The sequence below is a fragment of the Pedobacter sp. R20-19 genome, from assembly GCF_000708265.2.
Classification (GTDB): domain Bacteria; phylum Bacteroidota; class Bacteroidia; order Sphingobacteriales; family Sphingobacteriaceae; genus Pedobacter.
Genome location: NZ_JCKI01000002.1, coordinates 460,706 through 477,017, shown reverse-complemented (window position 1 = coordinate 477,017; position 16,312 = coordinate 460,706). Strand labels below are relative to the sequence as shown.

At 35.4% G+C, this 16,312-nt stretch carries 16 protein-coding genes and 5 tRNA genes; 5 read left to right on the top strand and 16 right to left on the bottom strand.

The window, feature by feature from the left end:
* Positions 1-18 precede the first annotated feature (18 nt).
* The 12 genes from rplK to rpsU form a co-directional block, all read right to left on the bottom strand.
* Complete coding sequence (rplK, locus tag AN34_RS05880; RefSeq protein WP_010601094.1) at positions 19-462, bottom strand: 50S ribosomal protein L11; 444 nt, start codon at positions 460-462, stop codon at positions 19-21.
* A gap of 276 nt (positions 463-738) precedes the next feature.
* Positions 739-1,278 carry a transcription termination/antitermination protein NusG gene (gene nusG, locus AN34_RS05875; protein ID WP_029283241.1) on the bottom strand — a complete coding sequence of 180 codons (540 nt, stop codon included), beginning with the start codon at positions 1,276-1,278 and terminating at the stop codon, positions 739-741.
* Positions 1,279-1,287: 9 nt separating this feature from the next.
* Positions 1,288-1,485 carry a preprotein translocase subunit SecE gene (secE, locus tag AN34_RS05870; RefSeq protein ID WP_010601092.1) on the bottom strand — a complete coding sequence of 66 codons (198 nt, stop codon included), beginning with the start codon at positions 1,483-1,485 and terminating at the stop codon, positions 1,288-1,290.
* Between the two features lie 109 nt (positions 1,486-1,594).
* Positions 1,595-1,665, bottom strand: a tRNA-Trp gene (locus AN34_RS05865).
* A 110-nt stretch (positions 1,666-1,775) separates the two neighbouring features.
* The gene (gene tuf, locus AN34_RS05860) at positions 1,776-2,963 is read right to left on the bottom strand and encodes an elongation factor Tu (RefSeq protein WP_029283239.1); all 1,188 of its coding nucleotides are present in this window, start codon (positions 2,961-2,963) and stop codon (positions 1,776-1,778) included.
* A 119-nt stretch (positions 2,964-3,082) separates the two neighbouring features.
* Positions 3,083-3,154, bottom strand: a tRNA-Thr gene (locus tag AN34_RS05855).
* Positions 3,155-3,231: 77 nt separating this feature from the next.
* Positions 3,232-3,304: transfer RNA gene (locus AN34_RS05850), tRNA-Gly, on the bottom strand.
* 77 nt (positions 3,305-3,381) lie between these two features.
* A tRNA-Tyr gene (locus AN34_RS05845) sits at positions 3,382-3,467 on the bottom strand.
* 38 nt (positions 3,468-3,505) lie between these two features.
* A tRNA-Thr gene (locus AN34_RS05840) sits at positions 3,506-3,578 on the bottom strand.
* A 230-nt stretch (positions 3,579-3,808) separates the two neighbouring features.
* A complete protein-coding gene (hpf, locus tag AN34_RS05835; protein WP_029283237.1) occupies positions 3,809-4,156 on the bottom strand; it encodes a ribosome hibernation-promoting factor, HPF/YfiA family in 348 nt (115 codons plus the stop codon).
* 14 nt (positions 4,157-4,170) lie between these two features.
* Positions 4,171-5,055 (bottom strand): tyrosine-type recombinase/integrase, encoded by an 885-nt coding sequence (locus AN34_RS05830; RefSeq protein WP_029283235.1) that lies wholly within the window; start codon positions 5,053-5,055, stop codon positions 4,171-4,173.
* A 156-nt stretch (positions 5,056-5,211) separates the two neighbouring features.
* Positions 5,212-5,406, bottom strand: coding sequence for a 30S ribosomal protein S21 (gene rpsU, locus AN34_RS05825; protein WP_010601088.1), 195 nt, complete (start codon positions 5,404-5,406; stop codon positions 5,212-5,214).
* A gap of 170 nt (positions 5,407-5,576) precedes the next feature.
* Between rpsU and AN34_RS05820 the strand changes: the two genes are divergently transcribed.
* Complete coding sequence (locus AN34_RS05820) at positions 5,577-5,963, top strand: hypothetical protein (RefSeq protein WP_029283233.1); 387 nt, start codon at positions 5,577-5,579, stop codon at positions 5,961-5,963.
* Between the two features lie 200 nt (positions 5,964-6,163).
* On the opposite strand, the gene AN34_RS05815 is transcribed toward AN34_RS05820, so the two are convergent.
* Positions 6,164-7,315 (bottom strand): acyl-CoA dehydrogenase family protein, encoded by a 1,152-nt coding sequence (locus AN34_RS05815; protein ID WP_029283231.1) that lies wholly within the window; start codon positions 7,313-7,315, stop codon positions 6,164-6,166.
* A 267-nt stretch (positions 7,316-7,582) separates the two neighbouring features.
* Entirely contained in the window at positions 7,583-8,482 is a 900-nt protein-coding gene (locus AN34_RS05810; protein ID WP_029283229.1) for a ComEA family DNA-binding protein, read from the bottom strand.
* Positions 8,483-8,577: 95 nt separating this feature from the next.
* On the opposite strand from AN34_RS05810, the gene AN34_RS05805 reads away from it, so the two are divergent.
* The 3 genes from AN34_RS05805 to AN34_RS05795 all read left to right on the top strand — a co-directional run bounded on the left by AN34_RS05805 (position 8,578) and on the right by AN34_RS05795 (position 12,202).
* On the top strand, positions 8,578-10,329 hold the full coding sequence (locus AN34_RS05805) for a lysophospholipid acyltransferase family protein (RefSeq protein ID WP_029283227.1): 1,752 nt from the start codon (positions 8,578-8,580) through the stop codon (positions 10,327-10,329).
* A gap of 255 nt (positions 10,330-10,584) precedes the next feature.
* Positions 10,585-11,799, top strand: coding sequence for a hypothetical protein (locus tag AN34_RS05800; RefSeq protein WP_369818082.1), 1,215 nt, complete (start codon positions 10,585-10,587; stop codon positions 11,797-11,799).
* A 127-nt stretch (positions 11,800-11,926) separates the two neighbouring features.
* The gene (locus tag AN34_RS05795) at positions 11,927-12,202 is read left to right on the top strand and encodes a hypothetical protein (protein ID WP_029283223.1); all 276 of its coding nucleotides are present in this window, start codon (positions 11,927-11,929) and stop codon (positions 12,200-12,202) included.
* Here the strand turns inward: AN34_RS05795 and AN34_RS21560 are convergent.
* Positions 12,192-12,350, bottom strand: coding sequence for a hypothetical protein (locus AN34_RS21560; RefSeq protein WP_157263213.1), 159 nt, complete (start codon positions 12,348-12,350; stop codon positions 12,192-12,194). The two genes, AN34_RS05795 and AN34_RS21560, sit on opposite strands and share 11 nt — an antisense overlap.
* Positions 12,351-12,492: 142 nt before the next feature.
* Here AN34_RS21560 and AN34_RS05790 point away from each other — a divergent pair, with 142 nt between their 5' ends.
* The gene (locus AN34_RS05790; protein WP_029283221.1) at positions 12,493-12,801 is read left to right on the top strand and encodes a hypothetical protein; all 309 of its coding nucleotides are present in this window, start codon (positions 12,493-12,495) and stop codon (positions 12,799-12,801) included.
* 55 nt (positions 12,802-12,856) lie between these two features.
* On the opposite strand, the gene AN34_RS05785 is transcribed toward AN34_RS05790, so the two are convergent.
* Positions 12,857-16,108: a TonB-dependent receptor gene (locus AN34_RS05785; protein ID WP_029283219.1), complete on the bottom strand. Its 3,252-nt coding sequence runs from the start codon at positions 16,106-16,108 to the stop codon at positions 12,857-12,859.
* Positions 16,109-16,312: the final 204 nt, after the last annotated feature.

The following is a 16,312-nucleotide window of genomic DNA, read 5'->3' as shown; positions in this document are numbered from 1 at the left end:
TTGTAAACTGTTTTTTAATTAATTGTTCCAGGGTGCGTCACCAGAAACGGTGATTCCCATACTGCGTGCTGTTCCAGCAACCATACTCATTGCAGATTCGATTGTAAATGCATTTAAATCAGGCATTTTATCTTCAGCAATAACTTTAATCTGGTCCCAGGTCACCGACCCAACTTTCTTACGGTTAGGCTCAGCAGAACCACTCTGTAATTTAGTAGCATCTTTTAACTGGATAGCTACCGGAGGGGTTTTGATGATGAAATCGAATGACTTATCAGCATAAACAGTAATTACAACTGGCAATACTTTACCTGCTTTATCTTGGGTACGAGCGTTGTACTGTTTGCAAAACTCCATAATATTCACCCCTTTAGCACCTAATGCAGGTCCTACTGGTGGCGATGGATTTGCCGCTCCGCCTTTGATCTGTAATTTGATCATTGCACTGACTTCTTTTGCCATTTTGTGTTTTTTGTTTATTTAAAACTCAATGTTAAATATTGGAAGCATGTAACATTTAATTCCTTTTCGCTCCTATCAAGCTTAAAGGACTGCAAAGATATGGATAATCTAACAGTCCTGCAATAGATTAGTTAAAATAATTTATATATAAACGTTATATCGTAAAATCAAGATTGACAATCAAATTTACTTATAATAAAAAAGCTTTCCCATTTAAGGAAAGCTTTTTATTTTTTCAGAAAATCGTAAATCTGAAATCTACAATCGTAAATCTGCTTATTCTTTCTCCACTTGCATATAGTTAAGCTCAAGCGGCGTTTTACGACCAAAAATCTTAACCATTACCTTTAATTTTTTCTTCTCTTCGTTCACCTCTTCAATCACACCAGAGAAACCGTTGAAAGGTCCATCCATTACTTTAATACCCTCACCAACATAATAAGGAACATTCATGGTTTCACCCTGTTCGCTCATTTCATCAACCACACCTAATATGCGGTTTACTTCTGCCTGACGCATTGGAATTGGATTGCCAGCTTTGTCTCCTAAGAAACCAATAACACTGTTAATCCCTTTAATGATATGCTCTAACTCTCCATCTAAAGTAGCTTCAATTAAAACATAACCAGGATAAAAGTTACGCTCTTTGGCAATCTTTTTACCATCTTTCATTTGGTAATATTTTTCCATCGGGATTAATACCTGAGGAACCAAATGAGAGAAACCTAAACGACTGATCTCAGCATCAATGTATTGTTTTACCTTCTTTTCTTTACCGCTAACCGCCCTTACAACGTACCACTTTAGATCGCTCATTAGTAAATATTAATTAGAAAGTGATTTATAAAAAGTATCTAACACAAAAGTAGATCCCTTATCCATTGCAAAAATAACCAATGCAATAATTAGAGAAGCCACTAAAACAAGAATCGCAGAACTTTGAAGTTCTCCCCAGGTAGGCCAGGTAACCTTACTGGTCATTTCATCGTATGATTCTTTTATAAACTCAACTACTTTAGCCATATTTAATTTATTGAATGATAGAATGACTAAATGAGTGAATGATAATATTCAAAAGCTAACTTTCAAATTCAATCATTCACTCATTCAATTACTCAACCATTGTTTTGAGCACGGGAACAAGGATTCGAACCCTGATCAAAGGTTTTGGAGACCTCTATTCTACCGTTGAACTATTCCCGTGTAAGAAGCTAAAAGCATAAAGCTGAAAGTTAATAAATTAACCCAACACCCTATGCTTTTAGGCTTTTATAAAAGCTTTCGGCTTTTGGCCTTAAGCTTATTGCTTAATACTAAGCTAAGATTTCAGTTACCTGACCAGCACCTACTGTTCTACCACCTTCACGGATAGCGAAACGTAAACCTTTTTCCATTGCAATCGCGTTAATTAATTTAACTGTGATTGTAACGTTATCACCTGGCATTACCATTTCAGTTCCTTCAGCTAGTGAGATCTCACCAGTTACATCTGTAGTACGGAAATAGAATTGAGGACGATATTTGTTGAAGAATGGAGTGTGACGACCACCTTCTGCTTTTGATAATACATAGATCTCAGCTTTGAAATCAGTGTGAGGAGTTACTGAACCTGGTTTACAGATTACCATACCACGACGGATATCAGTTTTCTCAATACCACGTAATAATAAACCTACGTTATCACCAGCTTCACCGTAATCTAAAATTTTACGGAACATCTCAACACCAGTTACTGTAGATTTTAAGTTCTCAGCACCCATACCTAAGATCTCAACCGGATCTCCAGAGTTGATTACACCACGCTCAATACGACCAGTAGCAACAGTACCACGACCAGTAATTGAGAATACATCTTCAACAGGCATTAAGAAAGGAAGATCAGTTAAACGTGGAGGAATTGGAATGTAGCTATCAACTGCAGCCATTAATTCCATAATTTTCTCAACCCATTTAGCATCACCGTTTAATCCACCTAATGCAGAACCTTGGATTACAGGAATATCATCTCCAGGGAAATCGTAGAATGATAATAATTCACGAACTTCCATTTCAACTAATTCTAATAATTCAGGATCATCAACCATATCCACTTTATTCATGAATACAACTAATGAAGGAACACCTACCTGACGAGCTAATAAGATGTGCTCGCGAGTTTGTGGCATTGGACCATCAGTAGCAGCAACAACGATAATTGCACCGTCCATTTGAGCAGCACCTGTAACCATGTTTTTCACATAATCCGCGTGACCTGGACAGTCAACGTGTGCATAGTGACGGTTAGCTGTTGAATACTCAACGTGAGCTGTATTGATTGTAATACCTCTTTCTTTTTCCTCTGGAGCAGAGTCAATTGAATCGAATGAACGTGCCTCAGATAAACCTGCATCAGCCAAAACTTTTGTAATAGCTGCTGTTAAAGTTGTTTTACCGTGATCGACGTGACCGATTGTACCGATGTTTAAGTGCGGTTTACTGCGGTCAAATTTTTCTTTTGCCATTTTATTTATAACTAATTAGTAGGTTAACTTTTTATTATTTTTAATTATTGTTTTTCCAACACAAAAAACCTTGCCTCTTCTGTATCTTTAACAGATTTAACAAAGCTTTATTATACCTGAGCCAACTATGGGAATTGAACCCATGACCTCTTCCTTACCAAGGAAGTGCTCTACCGCTGAGCTAAGTCGGCTAATTTAGTTCTCAGTTTTCAGCCGCCAGTTACAGTAACTGCAAACCGCCAATTGCCAACTACTCAACTTATTTAAGAGCGGAAGACGAGGTTCGAACTCGCGACCTATAGCTTGGAAGGCTATCGCTCTACCAACTGAGCTACTTCCGCTTACTAATTTACGATTGATGATTTACGAGTTACGATTTTTCAACCGTCGATCTAAAATCTTTAAATCTAAAATCAATTGGTGGGGAGAGAAGGATTCGAACCTTCGAAATCTTGCGATAACAGAGTTACAGTCTGTCCCATTTGGCCGCTCTGGAATCTCCCCAACTTTATCTTAAAATGTCAACACTTTAAAATAAAAAGAGCCTCCTATCGGAATCGAACCAATGACCTACTGATTACAAGTCAGTTGCTCTACCAGCTGAGCTAAGGAGGCTTTTAAATTTGTGCAATGATACGAAAAATCTTCATTTTTCATACAATTAACGTGTTTTTTTTAAAAGTTTATCTTTTTAAAGAACTATCCTTTTCTGATTGGCTTAACACCGTTTCCGAAAGGGAATGCAAATATACACACTTATATTTCAGTTCAAAATAAATTTGAAAAAAAATAGCGAACTTTTTGAGTTCGCTATCTTCAAATTTGTATTTTAAGGTAATACCTACTTAGTAATCAGATGCTTCGCTTTCACTTAAAATTGCTTTATGTTCGCTTAATTTTGCACGCGTTTTATCTTTGTGCTTAGTAATCTGCTTCCTCAATGACTCAATTGCCAAATCAGTAGCCTCTTCAAATGATTTACATTGTTCCTTAGCAAAGAGGGTCCCCCCCGGCACAATCAATTTAATCTCACTGATTTTATTGGCCTCGTCTTCAACATTCTCTAGCTTTAAATACACTTCTCCGCTAATAATCTGATCAAAAAACTGATCCAGCTTGTTCGCTTTCTTCTGAATAAATTCTAACAACTTACTATCTGCACTGAAGTGGATTGATTGAACTCCGATTTTCATTTTTCCTCCTTTTTTTATGCCTTTGGATGGGCTTGTTTATAAATTGTTTTTAATCTTTCGATTGAATTGTGTGTGTAAACCTGGGTAGCGGCTAAACTTGCATGCCCTAAAAGTTCTTTGATGGCGTTTAAATCTGCTCCTGCATTTAACAGAGAAGTGGCGTAACTATGCCGCAGAACATGTGGACTTCTTTTCTCATTGGTTGATATATAGTTTAGGTATGAGGTAACAATGCGGTAAATTAATTTTGGATATGCCGCAGCACCTGTATTGGTAACGATTAAATGAAGTAAATTGTTATTGAAGTTTTGTAACTTTTTTTGCTCAATATAAGTATTTAATTGATTGACAAGCGGTTTATTAACAGGAATAATTCTCTCTTTATTCCTTTTACCTAAAACTTTTATAGTACCGGCATAAACATCAATATCCGTTTCTTTTAATGAAATTAATTCTGCCAAACGAATCCCCGTACCGAAAAGCAATTCAATAACCAGGTGATCCCGTACAGAAGAGAAACTATCATCAAAATAGTTTTCAGAATCGAGGAGTTGATCCATCTTCTGTGCATCAATAAATACAGGTAATCGCTTAGGAATTTTTGGTGCCTTAAGTAAAATTGTAGGGTTTTGCTCAATTTTACCCTCCTTCATTAAAAATTTATAAAAACTCCTGAGCGATGATATTTTTCTATTAATGGTGGTTTCAGATCTTTTTTCTTCCATCAGATCCACCATATAGCTCCGAAGATGGCTATGTTTTACATCAGGAATAATTAAATTGAATGTAGCGGTAATGTATTCTTCAAACTGAATTAAATCAGCTTGATAGGATGAAACCGTGTGCTTAGAATAGCGTTTCTCGTGGGTTAAATATCTAATAAAACTATTGATTAACATTCTATATCATTTAGCTGCATTGATATGAAGTTACAAATTGTTTCGATATAAAGAAATGATTAATGAATTGTTTAGCCAAGATTACGAATAAGGGCTATAAACAAAAAAGCCTTTTGATGCAACATCAAAAGGCTCTTACAAAAATATCTTGAACAACTATGAAGTTGTGTCTTGATTCATATTCTGAATGTAAACAGCATGTTTAATTTCAGTACGACGAGCTACGGATTTTTTCTCGTATGCTTGGCGACTACGTAGTTCTCTCAATACACCAGTTTTTTCAAACTTTTTCTTGAAACGTTTTAGGGCTTTATCTAATGATTCGCCGTCTTTAATATTAATAATGATCATAACGCTGAAATACCTCCTCTCGTGGTCTTTTAATTTCCCCTAACTATCGGGGTTGCAAATGTAAGTAATTATTTGATAATGAGGAAAATTTTTAATAAGATTTTATTTCTTTTCGGCCAATGATTTATTCTCTCGTTTAACTACATTTATTCATCCATACATTATATAATATGACAACAGGTAAAAAAGTGATCTCTATCGTTGCGGTTCTGCTGGTAATTGTAATTGCAGCCATTTGCTACTACCGCTACTTTTTCGTTTTTGGAGAAGGTGTTAAGGCCGGTGAATTAAATTATGTCGTTAAAAAAGGTTATCTGTTTAAAACTTATGAAGGAAAACTCATTCAAAGCGGTATCCGATCAAAACAGGCAGGCACCCTTCAAAACAATGAATTTGAGTTTTCAATTGCAAATGAAGAAATTGCAAATCAAATGATGACCAATAGTGGAAAGTTTTATGAACTGCACTATAAAGAATATAAAAATACACTGCCCTGGCGAGGCTTTAGTGTTTATGTAGTAGATCGCATCGTATCTTCTAAAGAGATGCCGCAATAGTCTTTAGTCTTTAGTCTTTAGTCTTTAGTCTTTAGTCTTTAGTCTTTAGTCCAAAACATTACTATGGTAACCTGGTTTTAGAAAAAAATAAACATCCGGAGGCATCAAGCCATCCGGATTTACTCATAATATATTTGGTTTTTAATAATGTTGAAGTTAAAGGTATAAGTATCTTTGACTTTCAGCTTTAGCCTTTCAGCTTAATTCAATATTTCTCTGGCGATTACAATCTTTTGAATTTCTGATGTGCCCTCACCTATCGTGCACAATTTACTGTCGCGATAAAATTTCTCTACAGGAAAATCCTTAGTATAACCGTAACCACCAAAAATCTGCACAGCCTCTGTTGCTACCCTAACGGAAACTTCCGAAGCAAAATATTTCGCCATTGCCGATTCCTTTGTCATGGGCAAATGCCTGTTTTTCAAATCTGCTGCCTGACGGATTAATAACTCGGCGGCTTCAATTTCTGTAGCCATATCAGCTAGTTTAAAACTAATGGCTTGAAAACTGGAAATAGGCTGGCCAAATTGCTGACGTTGCTTTGAATAAGCCACTGCCGCATCAAAGGCACCTTTGGCAATTCCGAGTGCTAATGCTGCAATAGAAATTCTTCCCCCATCCAAAACTTTCATAGCCTGTTTAAAGCCTTCCCCTACATTACCCAATAAATTAGCTTTAGGAACCCTACAATTATCAAAAATCATTTCTGTAGTTTCCGATGCCCGCATACCCAACTTATTTTCTTTTTTTCCTGCAGAAAAGCCTGGCGTACCACGCTCTACTACTATCGCTGAAATCCCTTTAGAACTTCCCTGCTCACCAGTTCTCACCATCACCACCGCAATATCTCCGCTTTTTCCATGAGTAATCCAGTTTTTAGCACCATTTATAATGTAATCATCTCCATCTTCAATAGCAGTAGTCATCATTCTTAAGGCATCCGATCCTGTATTTGCTTCTGTTAAACCCCAGGCACCAATCCATTCGGCTGTAGCCAGCTTTGGTAACCATTTTTGTTTCTGCTCTTCGGTAGCAAAAGCCATAATGTGCCCGGTACATAATGAGTTATGCGCCGCTAGAGACAAACCAATAGAACCGCAAACCCTGGCCACCTCTACAATAACATCTACATATTCCTGATAGCCCAAACCCGAACCACCATATTCTTCAGGAACCAGTACACCCATTAATCCCAAATTGCCAAGCTGTTTAAAAAGCTCAACAGGAAAGTGTTGCGCTTCATCCCAATCCATAATATTTGGGAGAATATTCTTCTCTGCAAAATCGCGAACCATCGCCTTTACACTTTGCTGCGTTTCGGTCTCTGAAAAATTAAAGCTTACACTCATTGAGTTTATATTTAAGTTAGTTTACAGCAATGATAAACAATATCTGATGGTTAAATACCATTAAATATTTGTGCAGTTACAGAATGAAATGGTATTTAGTACAATTAGTTTATTGATGAATTTTAAAGCTTGAAATTAAAAGGAAAAGTTTTTTTAAATTATTTTACAACATGGGGTAAATAAGCTGAGAAACCCCGGTTTCAATAAAATAGAACGACAAATCTACTATTGAATTTTTCAGGATTTAAACCTTTAACATTTTAAAAGTTAAAAGGATAAGTAAGGTGTAATTTGATCAATTACCTTCTGATTCAGAATCGCAATCTTTTTTAAATCAGAGATATTCGTATAATTGCCATGTTGTTTTCTATATTGAATGATAGCGTTTATCTGTTTATAAGAAAGATATGGATTTGCTTTTAAATCGTTATATACAGCAGTATTAATATGGATTAACTTCAAAGCAACCGGACTTATGGAAATCTGATCTTTGATTTCATTGTATTTAACAGAATCCAGCCCGTAAACTTCCAGGAGTTGTTCCTTTTGATGAAAGCCACCTAATCTTTCACGATATTTCAAAATCCGGTTTGCGAATGCACCACCTATTCCTTTTACCTCATCTAGCTTGGCAGAATCGGCAGTATTAATATCAATAACAGGCAAAGCTTTCTTTAAATAAACCTTTTTTTCATAAACGATATCCTCTTTAGGATTGGAAGTAATATTTTTTTCAATCCTAACATATGGTACCAGCTTGATGTAGCGCTCCGGAGAAATGACATACATCTTTTTTAAATCCTTAGGATCATAAAACTTACCGCCCTTACTCGTATAATTAACAATTGATTTAGCTTGCTTGAAGGATAAACCTAAACTTTGCCAGCCTTCAATATTTAACGTGTTCGGATCAAATTTGAATAAGTTTTCTGCCCGTTTTGAAGTAACTAATCCATCGCGCTCTTCCTCAGAATTAAAGTTTCGGTCATCTGTTAGTTTAATTTTCTGAATTTGCGCAAGCAGATGAGGAGAATCTTTCTCTACAGGTTTAAAGTGTCCATATAAATAAGGTACTATTTTGAGAAAGAATAAAATGAAAAGCAAAATAATTAATCCATTAAATTCGCTCCTACTAAAACTGAAGTATTTATTAAGCCAAATTCTCATAGATAAATGTTATGACATTTTTATTTGAATATAAATCTTATTTTTGGAATTGCAAAACAAACTTGTTTTGCATGTCAACAACCTAAGAATTTTATATGAAAATCATAACTACATCAGAGTTTGCTAAGGCAACTAAGATAGATAAGCTTGGTGTGCCCGGTTTAGCAGGCTTAATGATGGAACTCATGAAACTGAATGACATAAATGATGTTTTCGCTCAAAACCAACATTTTAAAGGATTAGAATTTGTAGATAAAATACTCGAAACCATTGGTGTTGCTATTGAGTTTGATGAAGACGATTTAAACTGCATTCCAAAAACAGGACCATTTATTGCCATCGCTAATCACCCTTATGGTGGTGTAGAAGGATTGGCACTGGTAAAATTGTTATGCACCGTTCGGCCTGACGCAAAGGTTATGGTTAATTTTATTCTGAAGAAAATCCCCAACCTTGATGAATTTTTCGTTGCGGTAAACCCTTTTGAAAATGTTCAGCATTCATCGAGCATCAGCGGGCTAAAAACAACTTTTGATTTATTGAGAAGCGGTACACCGATTGGTATTTTTCCTGCTGGTGAAGTTTCAACCTTTAAATTAGATGCCCAGCAAGTTACAGATAGAATGTGGCATCCTGTAGTTGGAAAACTGATTGCTAAAGCAAAGGTTCCGGTTGTTCCCATCTATTTTCATGGCAACAATGGTGTTTTGTTTAACATCCTCAGCTTTATCCATCCAACGTTAAGAACGGCGAAACTTCCTTCTGAATTTTTAAATAAACAGGGTTTAACCATTAAAGTGAGAATTGGAAAGCCAATTGCACCTGCTGAAGTATCTCATATGAACAGCAGCAATAAGTTGATGGATTTTTTAAGAGCCCGTACGTATGCACTGGGCATTGGTTTAGATACCGAGAAGAAACTTTTTAATCCGCTTAATCTTTTTAAAATCAAGAAAAAGCCTGCTGAAGTAATCGAAGAAACTTCAAGGATTTTAATTAAGGCCGAAGTGGAAACACTTGAGGATTTTAAAGTATGGACTGAAAAAAATTATGAAGTTTATATTGTGCCTACACTTAAAATTCCAAGTATTTTAAGAGAAATTGGCCGGTTAAGGGAAATTACTTTCCGGGAAGTTGGAGAAGGAACCAACAAAAAAATAGACCTGGATAACTACGATATTTATTATAATCACTTATTTATCTGGGATCGGGATTTAGAAAATATTGTAGGTGCCTACCGCATTGGTAAGGGCGATGAGATTTTAGAAAGTATGGGCCGCCGGGGATTTTATCTTTCCGAGCTTTTTAAGATAAAAGATCAGTTTTATCCCATGCTGAAACAGGGTATTGAATTGGGCAGATCCTGGATTAGAAAAGAATATCAGGGCAAACCGCTACCCCTATTCTTATTATGGAAGGGCATTTTAAAATACCTGCTGGATAATCCTCAATACCGCTATATGTTTGGTCCTGTAAGTATCAGCAACAATTTTTCTAAATTTAGTAAAGCATTAATTGTGGATTATATTACCAAAAACCATTTTGATTATGAAATGGCCAAATACGTAAAACCACGGAATAAATTTAAGGCTGACCTTTTACCCATTTCTACAGACACATTGGTAGATAGCAGTGAATCTTTTAAAGATTTAGACAGCATTATCGGTGACATCGAAAATTCGCACATTAAGATTCCGGTTTTGTTGAGACAATACATGAATTTAAACGCAAAGATTATCTCCTTTAATATAGATCCTAAATTTTCAGATTGTCTGGATGGGTTCTTAGTGGTGGATACACATAATATTCCCCCAGAGATGATTGAAAAGCTCGGAAAGAATTTATAGAAAAGTAAAAAACCCAGACATCCATCTGGGTTTTTTATTATCAACTAACCTAAACTTTATAAATACTAACCAAATATTTATGTCACAAAAGTAAACCTGGCTTGTTAAGTTCATATTAAGTATGGATTATAATTTAAAGTAATTTATTTCAGTCATGTTAATTTGATGTTAATTATTCCCGAAGCCTTTCACATTAAAAAATTGTTGCTTTTACGTTAATTTTAGGTAAATTTAATTAACCAAGTATAGCACAATTTGAAAACAACAATCAACATCTACTCCTTTAAGATATTTATATTCTTAAGTATGTTGTTGATTCACAACAATGTAAATGCACAGCAATACGCTTTTGATTTTTATGATGGTACATTTCATTACACTGCTGATTCTTCCTTATCTATTTCCGTTCCTCTGGATGCTTCGGCGGCAGAAGTGAAACAGTTTTATGCTAAAATAGCTACAGGTCATTATCACGAGTTGATCTCCAATCTTAAAGCTTATCAGGATAAACAACATTTAAATGATTGGATTTTTTATCAGCTCATCCGTAAGGTGGCCGAACAAATCAGTCCTAAATCTGAAAACTATTTCAGGTATACCCTATATAAGTGGTTTATTTTAAATAAATGTGGGTATGACGCCAGGCTGGCTACGGGAAACAATCAGGTTATACTTTATATCAGGAATGATGAAGACATCAGCGACATTCCTTTTTTCATGATAGACAGCAAAAAGTATATGTGCTTGAACTACCATGATTATGGAAAATTGTTTAAACAGGCTGATGCCTACAAGCCTGTTAACATTCTAATTGCTGAAGCCAAAAATCAGTTTTCATATAAAGTAACCCGAATGCCTGATTTCAAACCACAAGGTTATGAAGATAAAAACATTGAATTTAGCTACAGGCAAAAAAATTATCATTTTAAATTAAAAGTAAATAAAGAAGTACAAAGCATTTTCAAAAATTATCCGGTAGTAGATTTTGAAAGCTACTTTAATATTCCATTAAGCAGAGAGACGTATAGCTCTTTAATTCCCACCCTAAAGAATAACCTAAAGAAAATGGATCAAAAGAAAGGTATAGATTACCTGATGCGATTTACGCGTTATGCATTCCTATACGAAGATGATGGAGAAAATTTCGGAAAGGAAAAACGCAATGCACCAGAACAAACCTTACTGAGTCAATACAGTGATTGTGATGACCGGGCTGCACTTTTCTTTTACCTGGTTAAAGAGATCTATAACTTACCTATGGTGGCGGTACTTTATCCTGAACATTTAACCATTGCCGTTAACCTGGATAAGCCAGTGGGTAATACCTTAACCTATAACGGCAGACAATATTCGTTTTGTGAACCAACGCCTCAAGTTCAGGATCTAAAAATCGGACAGATTTCCTCCAACTTAAAGCATAGCAAATATGAAATCGTATATGCTTATGAACCAAAAAAGACAATTCATTGAAGTAATGACGATAAATTTAAAGTTAATTTAATGTTATCTGAAAGTTATCTTATTGCTAAGGAGGCTAAACTATTATCCTTTTAGTCTAATTTAGCCATTACCTGAAATAAATTCTAAATTAATTGCAATGTCGGCTATTATATACACCATATTAAAAGAGTTTTTTGTACTCATTCATGAACATCCGGTTAAGGCAAGAATTATGTCACCGGTAAATGATGAAAATAGCTTTACTTTCCAGGTCAGCCTGCATTTCAAGAACAATAGTAGTGCAGACCCAAATATTCCAAATTCTACATTTACCTCATATGCAACTGCAGAAAGACATCTGTTAGGGTACTTGGAAGCTTTTCAAAACACCCTGGACCTAGGTGGCGATATCGCAGGTGGAACTAAATTTTGATTATTTCCTTTTCACTTTTTTCTACCGGCATTTCGGCATCAAGAACTTCTTCCTCAAACTGTTTTTTATCCTTTATATTTCTTTTAATCAGGAAAATGATTAAAAGAAGAACTAAAAAAGATATTGTACCAATCACCAGGTAATTCATATAAGGTTATTTAATTTCTTATCTATCAAGTAATTTACAGTAAATATTTTACATGTTAACCCCACCTATGTTTGTTAACATAATCATAATATTAATTTAACTTAACGATATTTTATCTTTGTAGAAATCCTAATTAAGTTAAATGAAAAAGCACAAATCTAAGTCGAAGAATATTTCGGCCAATAAGAAACTACGTAAAGAAATAGAAACTAAATTAACAACTGCATTTAACGAGGTTCTGGCGCAATTTGGAAAGGCAAAGAAAACGGAGCAGGTAATAGAGAAATTCGCTAAACGTCTTTCTAAAAAAATCAGTCTGAAACCAGTAAATGATTCGATTGAACCATTCATAAAAGAAGAAGTAGTTGTATTGGTTAAAGAAAAAATGGCCAAGCCAGTATCTACGAAAAAAATAAAGAGTCCGGTAACAGAAGAATTGGAATCAAAATAAAAAAAAATACCCTGCTAACTAAAATTAGCAGGGTATTTTTTTTTATGAAGTCTGACTAGAAACTATATCTTAAACCCAATTGCATTTGGTAACGTGATGCAAAAAAGTCTTTTGAATAAGAAGTAACATCATTTTGTGAAAACGTATAAACCGGATAGGTTGTTGGTGTTCCGGCAGTTGCCACTTTAACACCTACACTGGCCATTGAGTTATAAGTGTTCGGAGAAAAGTATTGAATACCCCAGTTCTTGTTAACTAAATTAGTCAGGTTTACAATATCATAAGTTAAGGTTAAAACATGTGGATGTTTTCCCTGTGCTACCTGAATATCCTGAGAGAAACGGAAATCTGCCTGAACATTCCAAGGCGTACGTGCACCATTACGTTCTGTAAAGTTTCCACGGCGTGAACTTAAATATTTATCACCATTGATGTAATTATCAAATGCTGCTGCCTGAGCAATTCCATCAGCTGTATTGGCAAAGAATTTTGTAGTTTCTCCTGCTGTAGGGATATACAATAAACTTACCGTTTGTCCGGTTCCATTAATTCTGGTGTTAACCAAACCTAAAGAATACGGAGAGCCAGATTGTCCGCTAAAGAACAGTGAAAAGTTCGAAACATATTTACCATTTTTAGCCCAATCCAATCTGTAATTGATAGTTGATATGATTCTGTTTCTAATATCGAAGTTTGAATAAGCTAAACCTGGGTTATTAGGACTTAATGCCTGATTTAACTGCCAGTTAGATTCCATAGAGTTACGGATACCGTTTGCAATATCTTTTGATCTTCCATAAGTGTAAGCCACCATCATATCTAAACCAATTGGCAATGATTTACTAATTTGTGCCGTTAAGCTATATTTATAACCTTTATCTGTGTTAGATAATAAGTAAGCATTGGTATACAAAGGATTAATTTTGGTACCAGAATAGATTGGCTGCTGGTGTTGCGTATCATAAACCATGTATTTAGGATTATCTACATAGTTGATTTGCTGAAACTGCACATCTTTAATTACCTGGCTAAAAATTCCCTCTACAGTGAATTTCCATTGGTCATCCGTTTTATAATCGAAGGCTAAGTTACTTCTCCATGCCTTTGGCATTTTAAAATTATTATCTACTAAATCTACTTGTGTAGCACCCGATGCATCCTTAACATTAACACCCTGTTTAGTTACATAACCTGCTTCTCCATTTCCTGTTAAAGCATCTTTAATTGGATCTGAACCAGCTGCAGGAGTTACTATTTTGGTAGGATCTGCATTTTTGTAAACATATGATTTATCAAATGAACCATAGTTTACACCATTATTATAATAAGCATAACCAATCCAGGCAAAAGGAATACGACTGGTAAATAACCCTGTTCCTCCACGTACAATTAAACTTTGATCACCCAAGGCATCAAAATTAAAACCTAAGCGAGGAGAGATTTGAATTTTATTCAGAAATTTTCCAGTAATTGATGATGGTTGGGTATAAGTATAGGTGGTACCATAATTTGCATCAACCGGAGAGTTGGTTGTTTTGCTGCTCAATGAAGGCATATCTGGCAAGTTGGCCATATCGAAACGCAAACCTGGTGTTAATTTTAACCGATCGCCAATTCTGATTTCATCCTGACCATACACACTATACATATTCACATTAAACTGTGCAGTTGGGTTAGCAATAATGTTATCTCTACTGTTATCATCATAGTTATAACTTGTACGCACCCTATTTGGCATATTATTTAAGAAATCACTTACACTGCTATAAGCAACCCGACCGTTCCATGAATTTACAAAACCATAATTAATGTTATAAAATTCATTGTGTGTACCAAAAGTGAAAGTATGGTTGCCTTTACTGTAAGAAAAGTTATCAGTAAACTCAAAGGTGTTTTGCTTCATATTAAAAATACTTGCTTCCCTATCCGTACCCAAAAATAAAGTACCACCGTTGGATGCAATTTCAATTTGAGGCAAAGCAGGGTTAGAAAGCGGATCGCGGAAATCATGAACGGTAGAATATCCTACAATTAAGTTGTTGGTTGAAGCATTGCCGAAACGGGTTTTTAAATCAGCTACAGTTGAACTTTGATTATTGTTCTGCTTAAAATCAATTCCACCAAACCTGAAGTTAGATTGATCTCTTTCTAAATTAGTTGCTTTAGAAATAATGGTGTTGTTCCTAATGGTTAACTGGTTATTTTCATTAATGTTCCAATCTAAACGGTTAAAGAATTTATTAGATTGAGAATAGATATTATAGTTACCAAATTCACCTGCATCTACTCCGTATACATTTTTCATGCGATCAGAAATTTGTTGCGCTTCTGTTAACGTTAGCAATTTCATATCAGAAGAACCTGCGCCCAAAATAACCGGATCCTGACGGCGGGTAATTTCCTCATTGGTAAAGAAGAATAATTTATCTTTTATAATAGGGAAACCAACACGGAAACCGGTTTGATAATCATGAAATGAAGAAGGTTCTTTAGCATTATCGCCGATTTTATTTCTACCAATCAATGAAGCATTACGTCCATAGCCGTAAACTGATCCGGTAACATCATTTGTACCACCACGCGTTACCGCATTGATACTTCCACCTAGAAAGTTACCTACTTTAACATCATAAGGTGATAAAAGAACAGTCACATCCTGAATGGCATCTAAAGATACCGGATTGGTACGGGTACTGCTGCCCGGCATGCCCGAACTACCACTTTGTCCGCCCAGAGATGGGCTAAAACCAATGGCATCATTGTTAATTGCACCATCAATAGTAACGTTATTGTACCTAAAGTTAGTTCCGCCAAAAGTATTGTCTTTACTGCCTTGTGGCGTTACCCGGGTAACATCCTGTAAACTTCTGTTCATGGTTGGCAGTGTTTTAATCTGTCCTTCGCCAATACTGGTACCAGCGCCAGATTTTGTAGGGCCTTTTTGTCCTTTTACACTCACCTCGGCCAGCTGACTGCCTTGTTCCTGAATATCAATATCAAGTTTTTGATCAGCTCCAAGGGCTAAATAAATATTTTCTTTTACTACCGGACTGTAACCTACGTAGGTTACCGTGATTTTATATGGACCACCAGGATTTAAGTTGCCAATGCGATAAAGTCCGGTTTCATTTGATGAAGCTTTGGAAACCGTTCCGGTAGGCACATAAACTACAACAATTGTAGCTCCCGGAATGATTCCTTTTTCATCCTTAATTTTTCCATTTAAACTGGCTGTTGTTACTTGTGCATGAGCAGCGGTAACAAACAACATTACAATACTAAATAAAAATAGTAAACGTGATTTCATTTTCTGTTGTTTTTGTTTGGTACAAAGCAACAACAGTGATGTTAAACTAATGTTAATTAAAAATTAATTATGCCATCAAAATTAACACAGAATAAATGTTTTGTAAATATTTGGCAAACAAAATCTTAACACCCGACCGGGCGACTTAAAATGTGGCTATATGAAGAGCTAAAGCTACTTTTGAAAGATGAAGATTTCATGAAG